The sequence below is a fragment of the Pseudomonas sp. LLC-1 genome (genome assembly GCF_002992185.1).
Taxonomy (GTDB): Bacteria; Pseudomonadota; Gammaproteobacteria; order Pseudomonadales; family Pseudomonadaceae; genus Aquipseudomonas; species Aquipseudomonas monteilii.
In genome coordinates, this window is sequence record NZ_LUVY01000008.1 from 130738 (window position 1) to 150755 (window position 20018).

Annotated in this window: 24 protein-coding genes; 11 read left to right on the plus strand and 13 right to left on the minus strand. The window is 62.8% G+C overall.

The window, feature by feature from the left end:
* Positions 1-66: 66 nt before the first annotated feature.
* The 5 genes from A0O30_RS07060 to A0O30_RS07080 all read right to left on the minus strand — a co-directional run bounded on the left by A0O30_RS07060 (position 67) and on the right by A0O30_RS07080 (position 2732).
* On the minus strand, positions 67-438 hold the full coding sequence (locus A0O30_RS07060) for a glutaredoxin domain-containing protein (protein ID WP_105946012.1): 372 nt from the start codon (positions 436-438) through the stop codon (positions 67-69).
* A 59-nt stretch (positions 439-497) separates the two neighbouring features.
* Positions 498-1043: a GTP cyclohydrolase I FolE gene (gene folE / locus A0O30_RS07065; protein ID WP_012271077.1), complete on the minus strand. Its 546-nt coding sequence runs from the start codon at positions 1041-1043 to the stop codon at positions 498-500.
* Between the two features lie 70 nt (positions 1044-1113).
* Complete coding sequence (locus tag A0O30_RS07070) at positions 1114-1674, minus strand: Smr/MutS family protein (protein WP_016715062.1); 561 nt, start codon at positions 1672-1674, stop codon at positions 1114-1116.
* Positions 1675-1734: 60 nt separating this feature from the next.
* On the minus strand, positions 1735-2055 hold the full coding sequence (locus A0O30_RS07075; RefSeq protein WP_016715063.1) for a hypothetical protein: 321 nt from the start codon (positions 2053-2055) through the stop codon (positions 1735-1737).
* Between the two features lie 86 nt (positions 2056-2141).
* Positions 2142-2732, minus strand: a complete 591-nt coding sequence (locus A0O30_RS07080) for a cysteine hydrolase family protein (RefSeq protein WP_016715064.1) — start codon at positions 2730-2732, stop codon at positions 2142-2144.
* 180 nt (positions 2733-2912) lie between these two features.
* Between A0O30_RS07080 and prmB the strand changes: the two genes are divergently transcribed.
* Positions 2913-3821, plus strand: coding sequence for a 50S ribosomal protein L3 N(5)-glutamine methyltransferase (gene prmB, locus A0O30_RS07085; protein WP_016715065.1), 909 nt, complete (start codon positions 2913-2915; stop codon positions 3819-3821).
* A 49-nt stretch (positions 3822-3870) separates the two neighbouring features.
* Here prmB and A0O30_RS07090 read toward each other — a convergent pair whose 3' ends face one another.
* Together A0O30_RS07090 and A0O30_RS07095 are read right to left on the minus strand one after the other, a co-directional pair.
* The gene (locus tag A0O30_RS07090) at positions 3871-4653 is read right to left on the minus strand and encodes a hypothetical protein (protein WP_060497500.1); all 783 of its coding nucleotides are present in this window, start codon (positions 4651-4653) and stop codon (positions 3871-3873) included.
* Between the two features lie 65 nt (positions 4654-4718).
* Positions 4719-5681: an alpha/beta hydrolase gene (locus A0O30_RS07095; RefSeq protein WP_105946013.1), complete on the minus strand. Its 963-nt coding sequence runs from the start codon at positions 5679-5681 to the stop codon at positions 4719-4721.
* Positions 5682-5918: 237 nt separating this feature from the next.
* Here A0O30_RS07095 and aroC point away from each other — a divergent pair, with 237 nt between their 5' ends.
* The 3 genes from aroC to A0O30_RS07110 all read left to right on the plus strand — a co-directional run bounded on the left by aroC (position 5919) and on the right by A0O30_RS07110 (position 8832).
* Complete coding sequence (gene aroC / locus A0O30_RS07100) at positions 5919-7010, plus strand: chorismate synthase (RefSeq protein ID WP_016715068.1); 1092 nt, start codon at positions 5919-5921, stop codon at positions 7008-7010.
* Positions 7011-7141: 131 nt separating this feature from the next.
* A complete protein-coding gene (locus A0O30_RS07105) occupies positions 7142-8296 on the plus strand; it encodes an MFS transporter (RefSeq protein ID WP_105946014.1) in 1155 nt (384 codons plus the stop codon).
* On the plus strand, positions 8296-8832 hold the full coding sequence (locus A0O30_RS07110; protein WP_105946015.1) for an oxidase: 537 nt from the start codon (positions 8296-8298) through the stop codon (positions 8830-8832). The genes A0O30_RS07105 and A0O30_RS07110 overlap by 1 nt, the downstream gene beginning before the upstream one ends.
* A 123-nt stretch (positions 8833-8955) precedes the next feature.
* Here the strand turns inward: A0O30_RS07110 and A0O30_RS07115 are convergent, their stop codons facing one another.
* Positions 8956-9228, minus strand: a complete 273-nt coding sequence (locus tag A0O30_RS07115) for a DUF3509 domain-containing protein (RefSeq protein ID WP_016715071.1) — start codon at positions 9226-9228, stop codon at positions 8956-8958.
* A 265-nt stretch (positions 9229-9493) separates the two neighbouring features.
* Between A0O30_RS07115 and A0O30_RS07125 the strand changes: the two genes are divergently transcribed.
* Together A0O30_RS07125 and A0O30_RS07130 are read left to right on the plus strand one after the other, a co-directional pair.
* Positions 9494-10018, plus strand: a complete 525-nt coding sequence (locus tag A0O30_RS07125) for an ankyrin repeat domain-containing protein (RefSeq protein ID WP_105946016.1) — start codon at positions 9494-9496, stop codon at positions 10016-10018.
* Between the two features lie 60 nt (positions 10019-10078).
* Complete coding sequence (locus A0O30_RS07130) at positions 10079-10609, plus strand: hypothetical protein (RefSeq protein WP_105946017.1); 531 nt, start codon at positions 10079-10081, stop codon at positions 10607-10609.
* 148 nt (positions 10610-10757) lie between these two features.
* On the opposite strand, the gene A0O30_RS07135 is transcribed toward A0O30_RS07130, so the two are convergent.
* A complete protein-coding gene (locus tag A0O30_RS07135) occupies positions 10758-11696 on the minus strand; it encodes a ZIP family metal transporter (RefSeq protein WP_177410259.1) in 939 nt (312 codons plus the stop codon).
* A 126-nt stretch (positions 11697-11822) separates the two neighbouring features.
* Between A0O30_RS07135 and A0O30_RS07140 the strand changes: the two genes are divergently transcribed.
* The 4 genes from A0O30_RS07140 to A0O30_RS07155 all read left to right on the plus strand — a co-directional run bounded on the left by A0O30_RS07140 (position 11823) and on the right by A0O30_RS07155 (position 15169).
* The gene (locus tag A0O30_RS07140) at positions 11823-12014 is read left to right on the plus strand and encodes a PLDc N-terminal domain-containing protein (RefSeq protein WP_012271091.1); all 192 of its coding nucleotides are present in this window, start codon (positions 11823-11825) and stop codon (positions 12012-12014) included.
* Between the two features lie 141 nt (positions 12015-12155).
* Positions 12156-14213 (plus strand): LTA synthase family protein, encoded by a 2058-nt coding sequence (locus A0O30_RS07145; protein ID WP_016715075.1) that lies wholly within the window; start codon positions 12156-12158, stop codon positions 14211-14213.
* 207 nt (positions 14214-14420) lie between these two features.
* Positions 14421-14657, plus strand: a complete 237-nt coding sequence (locus A0O30_RS07150) for a hypothetical protein (RefSeq protein ID WP_016715076.1) — start codon at positions 14421-14423, stop codon at positions 14655-14657.
* 179 nt (positions 14658-14836) lie between these two features.
* Positions 14837-15169, plus strand: coding sequence for a ribonuclease E inhibitor RraB (locus tag A0O30_RS07155; RefSeq protein WP_016715077.1), 333 nt, complete (start codon positions 14837-14839; stop codon positions 15167-15169).
* A gap of 54 nt (positions 15170-15223) precedes the next feature.
* Here the strand turns inward: A0O30_RS07155 and A0O30_RS07160 are convergent, their stop codons facing one another.
* On the minus strand, positions 15224-16024 hold the full coding sequence (locus A0O30_RS07160) for a cytochrome c (protein WP_105946018.1): 801 nt from the start codon (positions 16022-16024) through the stop codon (positions 15224-15226).
* Positions 16025-16552: 528 nt separating this feature from the next.
* Here A0O30_RS07160 and A0O30_RS07165 point away from each other — a divergent pair.
* Complete coding sequence (locus A0O30_RS07165; RefSeq protein ID WP_019096934.1) at positions 16553-17284, plus strand: amidotransferase; 732 nt, start codon at positions 16553-16555, stop codon at positions 17282-17284.
* Between the two features lie 33 nt (positions 17285-17317).
* On the opposite strand, the gene A0O30_RS07170 is transcribed toward A0O30_RS07165, so the two are convergent.
* From A0O30_RS07170 to A0O30_RS07180, 3 genes are all read right to left on the minus strand, one after another.
* The gene (locus A0O30_RS07170) at positions 17318-18289 is read right to left on the minus strand and encodes a magnesium and cobalt transport protein CorA (RefSeq protein ID WP_016715080.1); all 972 of its coding nucleotides are present in this window, start codon (positions 18287-18289) and stop codon (positions 17318-17320) included.
* Between the two features lie 69 nt (positions 18290-18358).
* Positions 18359-19072: a 1-acyl-sn-glycerol-3-phosphate acyltransferase gene (locus A0O30_RS07175; RefSeq protein ID WP_105946019.1), complete on the minus strand. Its 714-nt coding sequence runs from the start codon at positions 19070-19072 to the stop codon at positions 18359-18361.
* Between the two features lie 81 nt (positions 19073-19153).
* The gene (locus tag A0O30_RS07180) at positions 19154-19843 is read right to left on the minus strand and encodes a crotonase/enoyl-CoA hydratase family protein (protein WP_105946020.1); all 690 of its coding nucleotides are present in this window, start codon (positions 19841-19843) and stop codon (positions 19154-19156) included.
* Between the last annotated feature and the right edge of the window lie 175 nt (positions 19844-20018).

The following is a 20018-nucleotide window of genomic DNA, read 5'->3' on the forward strand; positions in this document are numbered from 1 at the left end:
TTAGCCTGCACCGGCCTCTTCGCGGGTGAACCTGCAAAGAGGCCGGTGCAGGAAAGCTACAGATCATCAGACTGAAGCAAACCGCTCATCCAGGTAGGCAATGATGGCTTTGGACTCATACATCCAGGTCACTTTGTCACCTTCCTCGATCCGCAAGCACGGCACTTTCACCCGGCCGCCACCCTCTTGCAGGGCCTGACGATGCACCGGGTCGTTCTTGGCATCGCGCAGCGCCACCGGCACGTTCAGCCGGTGCAGGGTGCGGCGGGTCTTGACGCAGAACGGGCAGGCGTGGAACTGGTACAGCGCCAGGCCCTTGGCCGCTTGCTCGACGCGGGCCTGGGCTGCGGCGTCGCGTTTGCGCTTGGCCGGGCGGCTGATCCAGTCGCCGAACACGATGAGCTGGCCGAGGCCAACCCGCAGGGCTTTGACGATCATGGGCAACTCCTGAAATGAAAAAGCCGACCCGGCGGGGTCGGCTTGGGGTCAGCAGCCAATCACTTGATCAGGCTGAGGAACTCGCTGCGGGTGGCGGCGTTCTCGCGGAACTCACCCAGCATCACCGAAGTGATCATGGTCGAGTTCTGCTTCTCGACACCGCGCATCATCATGCACATGTGCTTGGCTTCGACCACCACGGCCACGCCGGCGGCACCGGTTACCTGCTGCACGGCTTCGGCGATCTGGCGGCTGAGGTTTTCCTGGATCTGCAGGCGGCGGGCGTACATGTCGACGATACGCGCAACCTTGGACAGGCCCAGTACCTTGCCCTTGGGCAGGTAGGCAACGTGTGCCTTGCCGATGAACGGCAGCATGTGGTGTTCGCACATCGAATACAGCTCGATGTCCCGGACCAGCACCATTTCGCTGTTGTCAGAGCTGAACAAAGCGTTGTTGGTGACTTCTTCCAGTGTTTGCTCATAACCGCGGCAAAGGTACTTCATCGCCTTTGCAGCCCGCTTGGGCGTGTCGAGCAGGCCCTCACGGGAGACGTCCTCGCCAATCTGGCTGAGGATCTCGGTGTAGTTCTGTTCCAGGGACATGGATCTACCTGTGGGAAAAAATCGCAAAAACGAAGGGTACGGCGGTGCGGGCGGCGCTGCAAGCGCGGCGTTACTCGTCGCGGCCTTCGAGCATGGTTCGCTTGAGCATCACATACACCGCGCCGGTGCCGCCGTGGCGGGCGCTGCACGAGGCAAAACCGAGCACCTGCGGGTGCTGGCGCAGCCAGGTGTTGACGTGGCTCTTGATCATCGGGCGCTTGCCGTCCAGGCGTGCGGCCTTGCCGTGGGTCACCCGCACGCAGCGCACTTCCAGCTTGGTGGCTTCGGCGATGAAGTCCCACAGGGTTTCGCGGGCCTTTTCCACGGTCATGCCGTGCAGGTCGAGGCTGCCTTCGAACGGGATTTGCCCCAGTTTCAGCTTGCGCAACTGGCCTTCCTGCACGCCGTCGCGGCGCCACATCAGTTCGTCTTCGGCGCCTACGTCGATAACAAACTGATCGGACATGCCGTCGATGACCAGGGCCTTGTCACTGCGCACTGTCGCTGCCTGGCGAAGGCCAGCCAGCTGCTGGCGGTCGGCCTTGGGCTTGCCGACTTCGGCACGGTCGTGGCGGATTTGCTTTACGCCGCGCACTTCGGCCTTGAACAGGGAAAAATCGTCGTCTTGCATGATGCCTCCACGTTGGCGGCGTAGTTTACGCGACTGTGGGGCGCAGGTGATACCAAGCCATCAATCATGCTTCTTCATCAGGTGTGGCGAGAGGTTCAATTCCCGCCCGCGACGCAAGCGAATACGGCTGCGCCGCCAAAACCGCACACCCAGCCAAAGCAGCAACAAGCCAGCCCCGGTGAGGATGCTGGACAGCGGCTTGTTGGCATTGAGTTCTTGCAGGGCAGGGTAGTTACCCAGCAGGCCGGCAACACCGGCCATGGCCAGCAGCACGCCCAAGGTCGCCAGCAGGGCCGACAGGCCGGCCGCCAGGCGGGCGCCCCAGTTACGCGGTTGGCGCGGGCGCAGGCGCTTGGCGTCGAAACTGCCTTTAAGCTTCATTCCGCTCTCCTCTGTGGATATCCGGAATTCGACCTGCTGCCGCCCATCGGGTTCCGCCCGGCTGCCGGGCGGTCGTGCCCAGCCCCTTAGATCAGGCTGGCGGTGGGGGCCACGCAAGCGAAGTTGTCGGCCATCACGGCCATTTCGCACTGGTGGATCTGTGCGGCCGGGATTACCCCGTCCTTGAAGGCCAGGTCGCGGGTTGCCGAGGCGTCTTCCACCAGGGTGCACCGGTAACCATAGTCCTTGGCGCGGCGCACGGTGGTGCTGACACTGGAGTGGCTCATGAAACCGCAGACGATCAGGTCCAGGTGGCCGAGCTCCTGCAGGGTTTCGTGCAGTTTGGTGTTCTTGAACGCGTTAGGCATGCGCTTTTCGATGACGATTTCGCCTTCCTGGGGCTCCAGCCCCGGAATGAACTGGCCGGCCGGGCCCTGTGGGTCGAAGCGGCCACCGACAGTGCCCAGGTGGCGTACATGGATGATCGGACGGCCGCTTTTGCGCGCGGCGTCGAGCAACCTGGCGATGTTGGCCACGGCCTCGTCCATGCCCGACAGCTGCAGGGGACCACTGAGGTACTCCTTTTGCGCATCGATGATGATCAGGCTGGCGTGGCTCAGCTTGGCCGGCGGGTAGTCGCGGCCAGTGAGGCGGAACATCGTGGTTGGAACGGACATCAAGGGCTCCTTGGATAGGGCTTTTGTATACCTATTGTCCCCTGCCTTGGCGCCAATGGGAATGGTTGACAACGCAAGCGGCATGGTTACTGGCCTGTGGCTAGCCTTTGGGTAAGGCAAAGGAACAAATGTGCGGGTGGGGCTGTTAGACTTTTGTCCGGTCTGAAATAGGAGTACCCCGTGATCACATCCCGTCTGCGCACGCTGCGCGACTACATCCGCTGGGCGGTCAGCCGCTTCCACGAGCACGACCTGTTCTTCGGCCACGGTGCCGACAACGCCTGGGACGAGGCCCGCCTGCTGGTGCTGGGTGCGGTGCACCTGCCATGGGAGGTGGCCGACAGCTACCTGGACTGCATGCTCGAGGACGACGAGCGGGTACGCCTGCAGCACCTGCTCAAACGCCGCATTGAAGAACGCGTGCCTGCCGCCTACCTGCTGGGCGAGGCCTGGTTCTGCGGCATGTCGTTCATCGTCGACGAACGGGTACTGGTACCGCGCTCACCCATTGGCGAACTGATCGAAAAACGCTTCGAGCCGTGGCTGGCCAGCGAGCCTGCGCGCATTCTCGACCTGTGCACCGGCTCGGGCTGCATCGGCATCGTAGCTGCCGACGTGTTCCCCGAGGCCGAGGTGGTGCTGGCTGACCTGTCGTTCCAGGCGCTTGAAGTGGCCAACCAGAACATCGAACGCCACGGCCTCGACGGCCGCGTGTACACCGTGCAGGGTGACGGTTTTGGCGGCCTGCCGGGGCAGCGTTTCGACCTGATCCTGTCCAACCCGCCGTATGTCGATGCCGAAGACTTCGATGACATGCCGGCCGAGTACCACCATGAGCCCGAGCTGGGCCTGGCCTGCGGCAACGACGGCCTGGACCTGGTGCGGCGCATGCTGGCTGAAGCGGCAGACCATCTGACTGACAAGGGCTTGCTGATTGTCGAGGTGGGCAACAGCCAGGTGCATGTCGAGGCGCTGTACCCTGAGGTGGACTTTGCCTGGTTGGAATTCGAGCGCGGCGGGCATGGGGTGTTCATGCTGACGGCCGAGCAGTGCCGCCAGCATCAGGAATTGTTCAAAGCCCGGGTCTGAGCCATTCGGGGCCGCAAGGCGGCCCCAATTTCCACCGGCTCACGCGGTTTCAGCGGGTGGCGATCCAGATCAACAACCCCGCCTGAAACACCGCAAACGCCACCAGGCAGGTAATGGTAAAGCGCAACCCGCCGTCTTCGCGCTGGTATTTGGCCACCCGCTCATCACGCTCGCGCAGTTGCCCTTCCTTTTCCTGCAACTGCTGGTCGGCCTGCTGCAGCAGGTTGGCGGCATCCAGAATCTCCACCCGCTGCAGCCGCTCGCTGCTCCAGGCGGCCTTGAGCTGGCCCACGGTGATGTCCACGGTACGGCCCTTCAAATGCTGGCTGTCCTCGTACTCCACCTCGATACCCACCCCGCGCAAGCAGTGGTCACGGCGCAGGCGCGAGTCTTCGTTCAACGCATCCTTGCTCGGCAGCGCCATGCCCTCCACCCGATAGTGCGACCACTTGCGCTGCAGCCACTGCACGGCCTGGGCCAGCATGAAGCGGCCGATACCACGGTTCACCGGTTCCAGTTGCAGGCCCTGTTCATTGCCGATACGTACCAGGCGCTCGGCATGGTCGACGCGGATGTCCAGGCGGTTCTGCTCTTTGTGCACTTTCTGTCCGGGCAGCTGGATTTCCATGCGCAACAGGCTGTGTGCCTTGTCGTGGCGCTCGGCATAGCCGAACTGCACAAAGCGCAGCGGCCGCGCGCCGGTGCTGCGGTCTGTGGGCAGGGCTGCCAGGCGCAGCAGCTGGAAATGTTCGGCACCAAGGTCGGCCCAGGGCAGGGCGGCGCTTGGCTGGGGCTCTTCGGCCGGCTCTACGGCGGCGGGGGCAATTGTCATCAGGGCAAGTCCTCGGCTATGCCTGCTGTATCGGCAGGCTTGCCAAGGACCTGAGCCCGATTACTTTACGCGGAAGGCAAATGCTGGATGAACGTCACAATTCGCTCACCTAGCTCGTGTGCCAGCGGTAGTTCTGGGTTGAGGTAGCTGTCGCGCTGCTGGCTCATGCTTTTGGGGCTGATGCGCAGCATGTGGTTCATGCCGTCGATCAGCACCAGCTGTGCATCCGGCTTGGCTGCCTTCAGCCGTTCGGCATCGGCCACATTCACCTGCACATCGTTGCGCCCTTGCACGATCAAGGCGGGCATGGGCAGACGGGCAAAGGCGGCTGCCGGGTTTTGCTGAAACAGCGAAATCAGGTACGGCTGCACGCTGGGACGGAACACCTGGCGCAGCGGCGCGGGCACTTCCAGGCTGGTCTGCCCGGCTTGCAGGCGGTCGAGCAGGGCGCTGCCACCGGCCAGTTGCGCTGGCGGCAGGCGACGGGCCAGCTGTTCGCGCAGGACTTCGGCCAGCGGCCGCCCGCTGCCGGCGAGGGTGATCACCGCACTGGCGCCTGCCTGCTCGGCGGCCAGGCTGGCGATCAGCGCGCCCTCGCTGTGGCCAACGAGGATCAGCTGGCCGAAGCGGGGGTCGGCTTTCAGCTTGTGGCTCCAGGCGACCACATCCGCGACATAGCGCTCCACGCTGAGGTCGCGCTCGTCAGGCGTGGCCGGCTGGCTGGCGGCCACCCCACGCTTGTCGTAGCGCACGCTGGCGATGTGCTCGTTGGCCAGCAGCAGGGCCAGGCGCTTGAGGTTGTCGACCCGGCCTGACGCCGGGTTGTTGCCATCGCGGTCGGTGGGGCCGGAGCCGGCGATGATCAGCACCACCGGCGGCGGCGTGGCCTGTTGCGGCAACAGCAGGCTGCCGTGCAGCACGCCCTGGCCGGTGTCCAGGTCGATGGGGCGTTGCAGCACGGTAGGGGCGGCGGCCTGGGCCAGGCTGGTGCACAGCAGGAAGAGCAGGGCGACGAGGCGCGACATCATGCGGTACTACATGGGGAGATGGTGGTTTGACCCAATGTTTTCTGGAAGGTTCTCTGGCAGTGCATGGCAGGTTCGTCCTCTTCGCGGGCTTGCCCGCTCCCACAGGATTACCACAGGCTTGAACATTGTGGGGTACCTGTGGGAGCGGGCGAGCCCGCGAAGAGGCCAGCACAGGTGGGCAATCCATCTGTATACTGCCTGCTTTCGTTCACCTCAGGCAGAACTCGCGGAGCGTCCATGTCCGGCAATACCTACGGCAAGCTGTTCACTGTCACCACCGCTGGCGAAAGCCATGGCCCGGCGTTGGTCGCCATTGTCGATGGATGCCCACCGGGCCTGGAGATTTCCCTGGCCGACCTGCAGCACGACCTCGACCGGCGCAAGCCCGGCACCAGCCGGCACACCACGCAGCGTCAGGAAGCCGACGAGGTGGAAATCCTCTCCGGCGTGTTCGAAGGCCGTACCACGGGCTGCTCGATCGGCCTGCTGATCCGCAACACTGACCAGAAGTCCAAGGACTACTCGGCCATCAAGGACCTGTTCCGCCCGGCCCACGCCGACTACACCTACCATCACAAGTACGGCATCCGCGACTACCGCGGTGGTGGCCGCAGCTCGGCCCGCGAAACCGCCATGCGCGTGGCTGCCGGTGCCATTGCCAAGAAGTACCTGGCCACCCAGGGCATTACCGTGCGTGGCTACATGAGCCAGCTGGGCCCGATCGAAATCCCGTTCAAGACCTGGGAATCGGTGGAGCAGAACGCTTTCTTCAGCCCCGACCCGGACAAGGTACCGGAGCTTGAGGCTTACATGGACCAGCTGCGCCGGGACCAGGATTCGGTGGGTGCCAAAATCACCGTGGTGGCCGAAGGCGTGATGCCGGGTTTGGGCGAACCGATCTTTGACCGTCTGGACGCAGAGTTGGCCCACGCGCTGATGAGCATCAACGCGGTCAAGGGCGTGGAAATTGGCGCCGGCTTCGCCAGCGTTGCCCAGCGTGGTACCGAACACCGTGACGAGCTGACCCCGGAAGGCTTCCTCAGCAACAACGCCGGCGGCATCCTGGGTGGCATTTCGTCGGGCCAGCCGATCGTTGCTCACCTGGCATTGAAGCCGACCTCCAGCATCACCACCCCGGGCCGTTCGATCGACATCGACGGCAACCCGGTGGACGTCATCACCAAAGGCCGCCACGACCCGTGCGTGGGCATCCGCGCTACGCCGATCGCCGAGGCGATGATGGCCATCGCGCTGATGGACCACCTGCTGCGTCACCGTGCGCAGAATGCCGATGTGAAGGTGAATACCCCGGTGCTGGGCCAGCTCTGATTCGCCTGCACCGGCCCTATCGCCGGCAAGCCAGCTCCCACAGTTACCCCGCAATGCTCAGGCCTGTGGTAATCCTGTGGGAGCTGGCTTGCCGGCGATAGGGCCGGGACAGGTCTACACAAGGCCATCCCATGCCCCCGATCCCCTACTGGCGCCTGTCCAGCTTCTATCTCTTCTACTTCGCTCTGCTAGGCTCCACTGCCCCTTTCCTGGCGCTGTACTTCGACCACCTGGGTTTCTCCCCGGCACGCATCGGCGAGCTGGTGGCCATCCCCATGCTGATGCGCTGCGTTGCCCCCAACCTGTGGGGCTGGTTGGGCGACCGCACCGGCCAGCGCCTGCTGATCGTGCGCCTGGGGGCGTTGTGCACCCTGGCCACCTTCGCCCTGATCTTCTTCGGCAAAAGTTACGCGTGGCTGGCGCTGGTAATGGCCCTGCACGCGTTCTTCTGGCACGCGGTACTGCCCCAGTTCGAGGTCATTACCCTGGCTCACCTGCACGGGCAAACGTCGCGCTACAGCCAGGTGCGCCTGTGGGGCTCGATCGGCTTCATCCTGACCGTGGTCGGCCTGGGCCGCCTGTTCGAATGGTTGAGCCTGGACATCTACCCGGTGGCGCTGGTCACCATCATGGCCGGCATTGTCGCCGCCAGCCTGTGGGTACCCAATGCCCAGCCGGTGGAGCAAGGTGAGCGCAGCAGCGCCGGTGGTTTTTTGCAGCAGTTGCGCGCCCCCGGGGTGATCGCGTTCTACGCTTGCGTGGCGCTGATGCAGCTCAGCCACGGGCCTTACTACACCTTTCTGACCCTTCACCTGGAGCACCTGGGCTATAGCCGTGGAGCCATCGGCTTGCTGTGGGCGCTGGGGGTGGTGGCCGAAGTGCTGATGTTCATGGTCATGAGCCGCCTGTTTGCCCGCTTCAGCGTGCAGCGGGTGTTGCTGGCCAGTTTCCTGCTGGCGGCCGTACGCTGGCTGTTGCTGGGCAACCTGGCAGGTGAGCCGGCCGTGCTGATCTTTGCCCAGTTGCTGCACGCGGCCACCTTTGGCTGCTTCCATGCCGCCAGCATCGCCTTCGTGCAGGCCAGCTTTGGCGCCCGCCAACAAGGCCAGGGCCAGGCGCTGTATGCGGCGCTGTCGGGTACCGGGGGCGCATTGGGGGCGTTGTATTCGGGCTACAGCTGGAAACTGCTGGGCCCCACCTTCACCTTTGGTATGGCCAGTGCCGCAGCCTTGGCCGCAGCCGTTATCATTGCCCTTTGTTCGCAACCGACCAGGACCCGCCCCTGATGAGCATTCTCAGCGTTTTCCACCCCTCCAGCCCGGAACTGCCGAACAAGGTGCTGACGCACCACGACGATATCGTCGCCACCCTGGCCGAGCAGGGCGTGCGTTTTGTGCATGCCGGGCATGGCTTGCGGGTGCGCCCTGGTACGGCCGAAGGCGAGGTGCTGGACGCATGCCGTGAGCATCTGGACCAGTTGATGACGGCGCATGGCAGCAAGGCATTCGTGCTGTTGAACCGCGACGGTGACGACCCGGCGCAGGTCGATGTGCGCGATGAACATGTGCATGACGCCGAAGAGGTGTTTGCCGTAGTCAGCGGGCGTGCGCAGGTTGGCCTGCGTTTGGGCGACCGGGTGTATTCGGTGCTGTGCGAGAAGGGTGACCGGTTGGTGGTGCCGGCGGGGACGCGGCGTTGGATAGAGCTGGGGGATACGCCGTTTTGCCTGGCGCTGCGGTTGTATGGCAGCGAGCAGGGTGTGCAGGCGCGGTTTACCGGGGATGTGACTGCGCGGGCGTTTCTGGGGATTGACGAGTTGTGATTGCTTGGACGGCCCTATCGCCGGCAAGCCAGCTCCCACAGGATATGCGCAGGCCTTGAGGTTGGCGCGGTCAATGTGGGAGCTGGCTTGCCGGCGATGAGGCCAGTAGCAACATCACAAAACTCAGCGATAGGTCGGCAGGGCAAACCGCTGCTGGCTCTGCAACATCGAAATCACCGGCAGTTCGCTGGCCTGTTCAGCCAGGTCACGGCGAATGGCACTGATCGCCCAGGACAGCTGCTCGGCACTGTGCAGTTGCGCATAGGTCAGCACCCGGCGGGTAACCTTGCCATCGGCTGCGCGCAGGGTCAGCAGCACGCCGCCATCGGGGCGGGCCTGGGTATTGACCTGGTAAGCAGAAAATACCGAGACGAACTTTTGCTGGATGAGGTCCATATCAACTCCTGGCTGTTGTGTGGCAGACATGAGTAGATAATTGCAGCGACCGTGCCAGATCCTGATTCTATAAAAAATCCAGTAAATACAGGGCTTTACGGAAACTCTACGAAGGCGCCACCGTGCAGGTTGCATGGTCATGCATTTTGCACAGTGCATTTTGCACGAGTCAGGCATTGCCTATCGGCCCCATAGAAACTGAACCTTTGACCCCACTGGCGTGCCTGACAAACACTTGGGCAATCATTTATGCCAGGAGGTTCCGATGACCCGCCAGACCGCCCCCGCCACCATGACCGACGACGAAACCGCCGCATTCGCCGAGCAGGTATTCGAACGTGCCCGCCAGGGCGATGCCGAAATGCTTGAGCGCCTGCTCGCCAGCGGCCTGCCGGCCAACCTGCGCAACCATAAGGGCGATACCCTGCTGATGCTGGCCAGCTACCACGGCCACCACGAAGCAGTGCGCGTGCTGCTGGCCCGCGATGCCGACCCGTTGATTGCCAACGACAACGGCCAGCTGCCTATCGCCGGGGCCGCCTTCAAGGGAGACCTGGCAATGATCCGGTTGTTGCTTGAGCACGGTGTCCCTGTAGACGCTGCTGCGCAGGACGGGCGCACGGCGTTGATGCTGGCGGCCATGTTCAATCGCAGCGAGATCCTCGACTACCTGCTGGCCCAAGGCGCCGACCCGGCGCGCCAGGATGCCCGCGGCGCCACTGCGCTGATGGCGGCGCAAACCATGGGGGCCGTAGACGCCGCCGCCCGCCTGCAAGCGCTGGCCGGCTAACCACCTGGGGGCATTTGCGGCTATCCTTGGCGACTTTTCACCCGTCGCAGGCCCCCTTTCATGAAAACTCAGTTGCTCGAATTCATCAGCCTCATTGGCGCTGGCTGCATGCGCGAGGCCGACATCGAGCGTATCGCCGACGAGGCCGCCCAGGCCTATGCCGACCCGGCTGCTTTCCTGGCCGCCAACCCCGATATCAACTACGACGACACGTTCCCGATTCCGCTGGGTGAATGGGTGGTGCTGGGCAGCCTGCCAGACACCGTGGTGTTCCAGGCCGACAGCTACCAGGACCTGTTCCAGCAGATCAGCGACTCGTTCGACAATAGCGTGCCGTTCACCCTCAAGCCCAAGCAGCTGGCCCGTACCGAGCCACTGACTGCGCTCAACCGCATTCAGGTGCAGATGGGGGCGTTGAACAAAGAGGCGGAGGGTTATGTGCTGCTGAACTTCAGCCAGTTGCTGGATGACGAGCTGCAGATGGTGATGGTGGGGCAGAACGACCTGGCGCGGGTGCTGGAGTTGGGGGCAGAGGTGGGCATCAAGGTGGAGCCGGCTTTGGAAGCCCTGAAGGTCGCCGTCCACATCTAAAGCCTGACGTGGTCCTTGTGGGAGCGGCCTTGTGTCGCGAAAGGGCCGCAAAGCGGCCCCGGCAATTTATGCGGCGAAGCTGAAAATTTTGGGGCCGCTACGCGCCCCATCGCGACACAAGGCCGCTCCCACAGGCCGGCGTTCAGCCTCAGCCCAGCGCCGTATCCAGAAACATCATGACGGCAAACCCACCCATCAATCCCAACGTCGCCGCCGTCTGGTGCCCGTTGCGGTGGGTTTCCGGGATCACCTCGTGGCTTACCACAAAAATCATCGCCCCTGCCGCCAGCCCCATGCTGATCGGGTAGGCCAGGGCGAAGCCTGTGGAAATCCCCAGCCCGATCACCGCCCCCAATGGTTCCATCAAACCCGAACCGATCGCCACCAGCGCAGCCTTGAGGCTCGACAGCCCTGTGGCACGCAGTGCCAGGGCCACGGCCAGCCCTTCAGGGATGTCCTGAATGGCGATAGCGCTGGTCAGCGGCAGGCCGATGTTCATGTCGCCATTGGCGAAGCTCACGCCGATGGCCATGCCTTCAGGCAGGTTGTGCAGGGTGATCGCCAGCACGAACAGCCACACCCGGCTGATGCGCTCGGCTTCGGGGCCGCAGGGACCGGTGCTTTCATGCTCGTGCGGGGTGAAGCGGTCCAGGCCCAGCATCAAAAGCACGCCCAACACCATGCCCAGCACCACGGTAAAGGCCGCAGCCGGGCCGTTGCCGGTAATCTCGCGGGCCGCATCCAGGCCCGGCAGAATCAGCGAAAACGAGCTGGCCGCCAGCATCATGCCGGCGGCAAAGCCCAGCATTACATCCTGGGTGCGGGCGCTGACATCGCGCAGCACCACCGCCAGCACAGCACCCAGGGCGGTAGCGCCAAAGCCGGACAACCCGCCCAGCACGGCAAGGTGCAGGTTATCGGCGTGGTCGCCGTTCACCGCGTTCCACACGCTGGCGCCCAGCAGCATGACCACCGCCAGCAGGCTAAGGCCGAGACCGGCGCTGAGCCAAGGGGTGTTCACGGCCTGCTGGCGCCAGGCGTTCAGCAGTGAGGGTGGGGCGGCGCTTTGCGTGTGGGCGGGGGGCATACGAACCTCGAATCAATGAATACCGGCAGTCTACTCAGAGACCTGCGCCTATCGCCAAGGATTCGCTTCTATCGGCGCGATAGCTGACTATGCTGTGCAGCAAAGCCTTTTGACAGGAGTTTTAGCATGGGGTCGACATTCAACAGCCTGGTAGGGCTGATCATCCTGGCGCTGGATATCTGGGCCATCCTCAATGTGATCAAGAGTGGCAGCGAGGTGGGCATCAAAGTGTTGTGGATCTTGCTGATCGCTTTGCTGCCGGTGGTGGGCCTGGTGATTTGGGCCATCGCGGGGCCGCGGGGAAATGTGCGCATCTGAAAGGCCGGCACAGACAAAACCCGCAACACCCCGGTGACAAAATTTTCACATTGGTTTAAACAGAATCCGCACCCGCACAATGCTGCGTTGGTCTAGCGCCAGCGCCTCTTCGCAAACCGCAATCCTAGGACCTTCCCATTCATGGCTAACACGGACGCCTTGAAGCAACAGGGCGCGCGAACGTCGTTTTCGCCGACCCTGAAATCCCACCTGGCCTACACGCTGCTCAGTGGCCTGGTGATCATGCTGATGCTCAGCCTGGTGCGCCTGGCGCTGCTGGTCTACAACAGCGACATGGTCGGCGATACGCCGTATTCCACGGTAGCCGAAGGCTTCCTCAACGGCTTGCGCTTCGACCTGCGGGTGGTGGTGTACCTCAGCATCCCGCTGCTGCTGGCGATCCTCAGCCCCTGGGCCATGGCCCGGCGTGGCGTGTTCCGCTTCTGGCTGACCCTCACCTCCAGCGTGGTGATGTTCCTCGGCCTGATGGAGATGGACTTCTACCGCGAGTTCCACCAGCGCCTCAACGGCCTGGTGTTCCAGTACATCAAGGAAGACCCGAAAACCGTCATGAGCATGCTCTGGTACGGTTTCCCGGTGGTGCGCTACCTGCTGGCCTGGGCCTTCGGCACCTGGCTGTTGAGCCTGCTGTTCAAGGGTATCGACCGTGCCACCCGGGGTGAGGGCGTGCAGCGCGTTGCACCGTGGTACAACCGCCTGGCGGTGTTCATGGTGATTTTGCTGGTGGCCGTGGTCGCTGCCCGTGGCACCCTGCGCCAAGGGCCGCCGATGCGTTGGGGTGATGCTTTCACCACCGACTCCAACTTCGTCAACCAGTTGGGCCTGAACGGCACCCTGACCCTGATCGACGCCGCCAAGAGCCGCTTCGGCGAAGACCGCGCCAACATCTGGAAGCCGGTGCTGGAGCAGAACGTGGCCACGCAAAGCGTGCGCGAACAGCTGCTGACCGCCAACGACACCCTGGTCGATGCCGACGAGGCCGCCATCCGCCGCGACTTCGTGCCGCCGGCTGACCGCACCCTGCCGATCAAGAACGTGGTGGTGATCCTCATGGAGAGCTTCGCCGGCCATTCGGTAGGCGCGCTGGGCAGCCCCAACAACATCACCCCGTACTTCGACAAGCTGGCCAAAGAAGGCCTGCTGTTCGACCGCTTCTTCTCCAACGGCACCCATACCCACCAGGGCATGTTTGCCACCATGGCGTGCTTCCCCAACCTGCCAGGCTTCGAGTACCTGATGCAAACCCCGGAAGGCGGCCACAAGCTGTCTGGCCTGCCGGCCCTGCTCAGCGCCCGCGACTACGACGACGTGTACGTCTACAACGGCGACTTTGCCTGGGACAACCAGTCCGGGTTCTTCGGCAATCAGGGCATGACCACCTTCATCGGCCGTAACGACTTCGTCAACCCGGTGTTCTCCGACCCGACCTGGGGCGTGTCCGACCAGGACATGTTCGACCGCGGTAACGAGGAACTGGCCAAGCACGACGGCAAGAAGCCGATCTACGCGCTGCTGCAGACGCTGTCCAACCACACGCCTTATGCGCTGCCGAAAGACCTGCCGGTCGAGAAGGTCACAGGCCAGGGCCGCCTGGATGAGCACCTGACCGCCATGCGCTATTCGGACTGGGCGCTGGGCCAGTTCTTCGAGAAGGCGCGTAAAGAGCCTTACTTCAAGGAAACCCTGTTCGTCATCGTCGGCGACCATGGCTTTGGCAACCACCAGCAGGTCACCGAGTTGGACCTGGGCCGTTTCAACGTACCGCTGCTGCTGATTGCCCCGGGCATTCAGGAGAAGTTCGGTGCGGTGAATCACACCGTGGGTACCCAGGTCGATATCGTGCCGACCATCATGGGCCGCCTGGGTGGCCAGACCCGTCACCAGTGCTGGGGCCGCGACCTGCTCAACCTGCCTGAAGGCGACCAGGGTGTGGGCATGATCAAGCCGTCGGGCAGCGAGCAGATCGTGGGGCTGGTACAGGGTGACCGCATCCTGATCGAGTCCAAGGACATGAGCCCGCGTATGTACCGCTACCAGCTGGGCAGCGAGTTCAAGGCTGAGCTGATCGAAAGCCCGGACCAGCCGGAAATGCTCAAGAAGCTCGAAGCGTACATTCAGACCGCGACCAAGAGCCTGCTAGATAACACTGCCGGTGTAGTGCACGGTACACCGAAGTAAAGCGGGGGCCGCTATGCGGCCCATCGCCGGCAAGCCAGCTCCCACAGGTACGGCACAGGTTTCAGATCCTGTGCCGTACCTGTGGGAGCTGGCTTGCCGGCGATGGGCCCGGCACAAATCTTCCCTGACTGAACATTCTCTCAGCCTCAAGGTCAGTTATTCAGGCATCACACCAACTGGTGTTCTTGAATTGAGAGGGCTCGTTCAATGAAAGCGTGGGAAGTCATCTTTGCCGATCAGAAAGGCGAACCGTCCACCATGACCCTGCGGGCCGAGCACTGTCCCAGCGAAGAGGACGCCGCGCGGGCCATCCGTTCGCACCTGTTCCCGGTGATGGACGAGCTGGACCTCAACGACTTCCAGGACCGCACCATTTCCCCTACCGCCCGCTGGCTGAAAGAGCATAGCGGCGTGACCATCACCAGCATTCACGAAGCACCCTGACCCACACGTTTGCGTGGCGCCTTTGCAGGCACTACGCTACTGGAAGGTGCCGCCTATTCTGCGGGTTGGCACCGCTTCAATTCGCGTCTTGCATCAGCTCGAACTGCCCGGCCAATGACTGCCGGCAGGTGCGTAGTGCACGGAAAGTCTATCCATAGCATTATTCAGGAGGACGATTCATGAGCAGCCAGAACGACGATATCAGCAGCAACGTCCTGCGCCAGATGAAAGCAGGCGGGTTCGACTTCACCCAGATCCACCCCATCGAGTTCTATGCCGTGTTCCCCGACGAAGCAGGGGCCCGCCGCGCGGCCGGGCAGTTTCGTGGCGAATCGCTCAATGCCCAGGTGAAGGAGCTGGGCGACGGTGCCTGGCACCTGGAACTGAGCAAGGTCATGTATGCCACCTATGGCGGGATTGGCGACTTTGAAGAGGCCTTCGAGCAGTTGGTGACACCTTATGGGGGGGAGGTGGAAGGGTGGGGCGTCAAGCATGAGCGACCGATTGCCTGAGTGTATTGTGTTGCCTTTTTCGCGGGCTCGCCCGCGAAGAAGCACACGCGGGCGTCAAGGCCTGCGCTTGGCCATATGCCCCAGATAGGCCAGCAACGCATCCAGCTCCTGTTCACTCAACACACGTTCGTCAAACCCCGGCATCTTCGCTTGCGGCCATTGCCGAAGGCTTTGCGGGTTCCGAATCAGCTTGCGCAGGTATTCTGGCCGAAAATACTCGGTAGGGTTGTGCGGCACATTCAAATCCGGCCCCACCTGCGCATCCCCTGCACCGTTCAGCCGATGGCACGCCAGGCAATTCTGCTGGAACAATGCAAAACCCTGCAGCACCGGGCTGTCGGCGGGCAGCTTGGGGTCGGGCAGCAACGCGGGAAAACGCTGCGCCACCGGCGCGAGCTTGCGAATGGTGGAAATCTGGAACGGCCACTGCTCCGGGCGGATGCCACTGGCCTGCGGCGCAGTCCACACCAGGTAGAACGGCCCCGCGCTCGGCTTGCCCTGGCACAGTGCCGGCCACGGCTGGCCTGGGTCTTCCACCGCCAGCCAGGCCTGTGCCGGCCCTTGCTGCAGCAGTGGCGCAGCGGGCATTTCAGCGGCAAAGCCATCCAGCGCCACGGCCTGCAGGTGATCACTGGCGCTGACGCCTTTTAGCAGCGTGGCCAACGGCACCGCCCGATAGTGCATGGGGCGCTTGTAGGAAACGTCTTGTTCGATGCTGATATCCCGAGCCTGCGGATGGCCAAGCAGTTCGGCGCTGCTCCACTGGCGCGTATTGGCGCCCAGCTCAAGGTGCAGCTGCGCCGCCGACAGCGGCAGGCTCAGGAGCAATGCTAACAAGGCAAGGCTGTGGCGCATGGGCAATCTCCGACCATCAAGGCCAGCAGGTTACCTGTGTACTGCCCGTTGGCGCCATCGCCACTGTCAGCCGAACAAGCGTGTCAGGTTCGGCAAAATCAGCAGTAAAGTGGTGGCGAAGAGAATGAGCCCAGCTTGGCGAATTTTCGATTGTCTGAACATGGCGGACCGCCTTCTTTTTGTTATTCCTGAATACCCGTTGGCTTCCTTGTCGCACTTCGGGTCGATCGCAGAGACGCCGCATGGCGCCTGAACTGCCTGCCTCTTGAAAGTGGATATACAACCAACAGTAGGGTGTGTGGCATCCATGTTTGAGAACCCTTTCTTCTAATAATGTTGATCGATGATTTCTTTTTGCTATGAGGCCATGTGCCAGTCGGCTGGCATGCTCTGGCTAGACAGTGGCGCAAGTACCAGGCGGGCGCCGACGAAATGTGACCGTTCGTCAGTGCAGCCTACTTGCTTGTACGTGTCTTTCGCGTCAGTCTCTACAGCAGATTCCCACCCATGTCGTTCAGGACTACCCCTATGTCGTTACGCGTTTGCATCCTTGAAACCGATGTCCTGCGACCGGAGTTGACCGCGCAGTACCAGGGCTACGGCAGGATGTTCGAGCAGCTCTTCTCGCGTCAGCCGATCGCCGCCGAATTCCGTGTGTACAACGTGATGAACGGCGATTACCCCGCCGACAGTGAAGTGTTCGATGCCTACCTGGTGACGGGTAGCAAGGCCGACTCGTTTGGTTCCGACCCGTGGATCCAGACCCTCAAGGCCTACCTGCTGAAATTGTACGAACGTGGCGAGAAGCTGCTGGGGGTGTGTTTTGGCCACCAGTTGCTGGCATTGACCCTGGGTGGCAAGGCCGAGCGGGCCGACAAGGGCTGGGGCGTGGGCATCCATCGCTACTCGCTGGCGGCCCATGCGCCGTGGATGGACCCTGAAGTGTCGGAGCTGACCTTGCTGATCAGCCACCAGGACCAGGTGACCGAATTGCCGGAAGGCGCCACGGTGATTGCTTCCAGCGACTTCTGCCCGAATGCGGCGTACCACATTCGTGACCAGGTGCTGTGCTTCCAGGGCCACCCGGAGTTCGTGCACGACTATTCCCGCGCACTGCTGGATGCGCGTCAGGAATTCCTGGGAGATGAGGTGTACCACAAGGCCGTGGCCAGCCTGGCCACCGAGCACCAGGGCGACCTGGTGGGGGAGTGGATGTTGCGCTTTATCCAGCAGCCGGTGAGCAAGCACGACGCGGCTTAAGAAGCTGGGGGCCGCAAACCGGCCCCCACAATCTCAAAGCCAGCCCGACTTCTTGAAGCTGGCGTACAACCCCGCACACCCCAGCCCGATTACACCCAGCACCCCGAAATACCCATAGTGCCAAGCCAGTTCCGGCATGTTCTGGAAGTTCATCCCGTAGACCCCGGCAATGGCCGTGGGGAACGCCAAAATCGCTGCCCAGGCCGCGAACTTGCGCTGAACGATGCTTTGCCGTGACGACTCCAGCAGCATGCCGATCTCGATGGTCTGGCTGGCGATGTCGCGGATGCCGGCCAGGTCTTCCATCTGCCGCGTCACATGTATCTGCACATCACGGAAGTAGGGCCGCATGTTCTTGTCGATGAACGGGAAGCTCAGGCGTTGCAGCTCTTCGCTCACTTCCACCATCGGCGCCACATAACGGCGCAGACGCAGGATGTCGCGGCGCAGGCTGTGCAGGCGGCGGATGTCGTCCTCCTGCAGCGAGCCCCCCAGCACGCTTTGTTCCAGCTCTTCGATCTCGCCATGAATGGCTTCGCTGACCGGCTGATAGTTTTCGGTCACGAAGTCGAGCAGGGCGTACAGTACGAAGTCTTCGCCGTGCTCCAGCAGCAATGGCCGTGCCTCGCAGCGCTGGCGCACCATGGCGTAGGACTTGGAGTGGCCGTTGCGGCAGGTGATGATGTAGCCGTTGCCAGCGAAGATATGGGTTTCGATGAACTCCAGCTTGCCTTCGTGGCGCACCGGCGAATAGGTGACGATGAACAGCGCGTCACCGAAGGTTTCCAGCTTGGGCCGGCTGTGCTTTTCAAGGGCATCTTCAATGGCCAGTTCGTGCAGGTTGAACTGGCACTGCAGGTTGGCCAGCTCCTCGGCATTGGGCTCTTCCAGGCCGATCCACACGAAGTGCCCCGGCTTGCGCGCCCACTCGCTGCCTTCGTCGATGCTGATGTTGGTGACCTTTCTGCCGGCGCTGTACACCGCCGATGCCACGACACGACCCATGGTTGCCCGCTTATTCCGGTTGAACACGGGTTACAGCTTGGGCCGTACCCGGCCCAAGAGCAACCCGCTTCAGGCCAGCTCGTGTTCCATGCGGTCGATGCACTGCTGCATCTGCCCCCGGCACTGCTCTATCAGCGCCGGGATGTCCTGTTGGGTCATGCCCGCCGTGACGATGGGTGGCAACGAGCGCACGATCACCGTGCGCTGGCGCCAGCTGTTCAGGCTCATGCGCCTGGCATAGCGGCTGACGCATACCGGCACGATCGGCACACCGGCTTCGATGGCCATGTGAAACGCGCCTTTCTTGAAGGCCATCAGCTGCTCGCCGGCGTTACGCGTGCCTTCAGGGAAAATCCAGATGGAGGTGTCGTCCTGCAGCACCCGCGTGGTCTTTTGCAGCGCCTTGCGCGCCTGGTAGGCGTTCTTGCGGTCGATCAGCACGTTGCCGCCCAGCCAGAACAGCTGGCCGAACAGCGGGATCCAGCCCAGGCTTTTCTTGCCGATGGCCACGGTGCGTTGTGGTACCACCTGGCCCAATACGAACAGGTCGAAGTTGGACTGGTGGTTGGCGACAATCACGCACCCGGGAGGGTGGTCCCACAGCGGCCCGACCTCGGCCTTGACCTTGATGCGCATCAGCCAGGTGGCTGGCCGGCTGTACAGGTGGGCAAACACCCGGCTGTTATCGGGGTTGAAGGGGCGGCACAGGCCAATGACCAGGCCCACGGCGCCAACGGCAAGAAAATGCAGCGCCAGCAGGAGCATGCGCAACGAATAAAGCATGGTACGACTCACACCAGACAGTCGCCGGGCAGTGTACGGGTGTGCACTGGCTGCGGCAAACCTTGGTGTGAGCCTGTCGGGTCAACCCATGTGGTGCTGGTCCAGCTCGATCGCCTTGTCCAATGCCTCCAGCAGCCCTTTGCGCACCTTCAGCTTGGTGTTCTTGTGCGCCAGCATGTTCAGCTTCTTCAACTCCCGCGCCGCAGCCAGTGCTGTTTCCTGCAGTTGCTCGGCCGGCACCACCTTGTCGAGGAAGCCGGCATCCACTGCCGCGACCGGATCGAATACCTCGGCGTTGATCACCGAACGATGGAAAGCCGAGCGACGCAGGCGATCACGTGCCAGTTCGATGCCGGCATGGTGCATGGTCATGCCGATCTGCACTTCGTTCAGGCACACCTTGTACGGCCCTTCGACGCCAATGCGGTAGTCGGCCGACAGCAGCAGGAAGGCGCCCTTGGCCACGGCATTGCCCGGGCAGGCAACCACTACCGGGAACGGGTGCGACAGCAGGCGGCGGGCGAGGGTGGAGCCAGCAGTGACCAGGCTGATGGCCGCTTGAGGGCCGCTGGTCATCACCTTGAGGTCGTAACCGCCCGACAGAATGCCTGGCTGCCCGGTAATGATCACCACGGCACGCTCTTCAGTAGCGCGGTCGAGCGCGGCATTGAAGGCGGTGATGACATCCGGCGAGATGGCGTTGACCTTGCCGTTGTTCAGGGTCAGGGTGGCGATGCCGTCTTCGGCGTGGTAGGTAATCAGCTCGCTCATGGCAGAGTCCTTTTGTTGGCGTGGCGACGACGTTACCCAGCGCCAGAGGCCAGGTAAAGCAGCAAGGCTGACTGGTCGGTCAGCGTTCACCGGGGCTCAAATGCAAATACATGAAAAAACTGAAAAAAATGCTTGCCAAAGGAAAGCACTTTCACTAAATTAGCGCACCTCGACG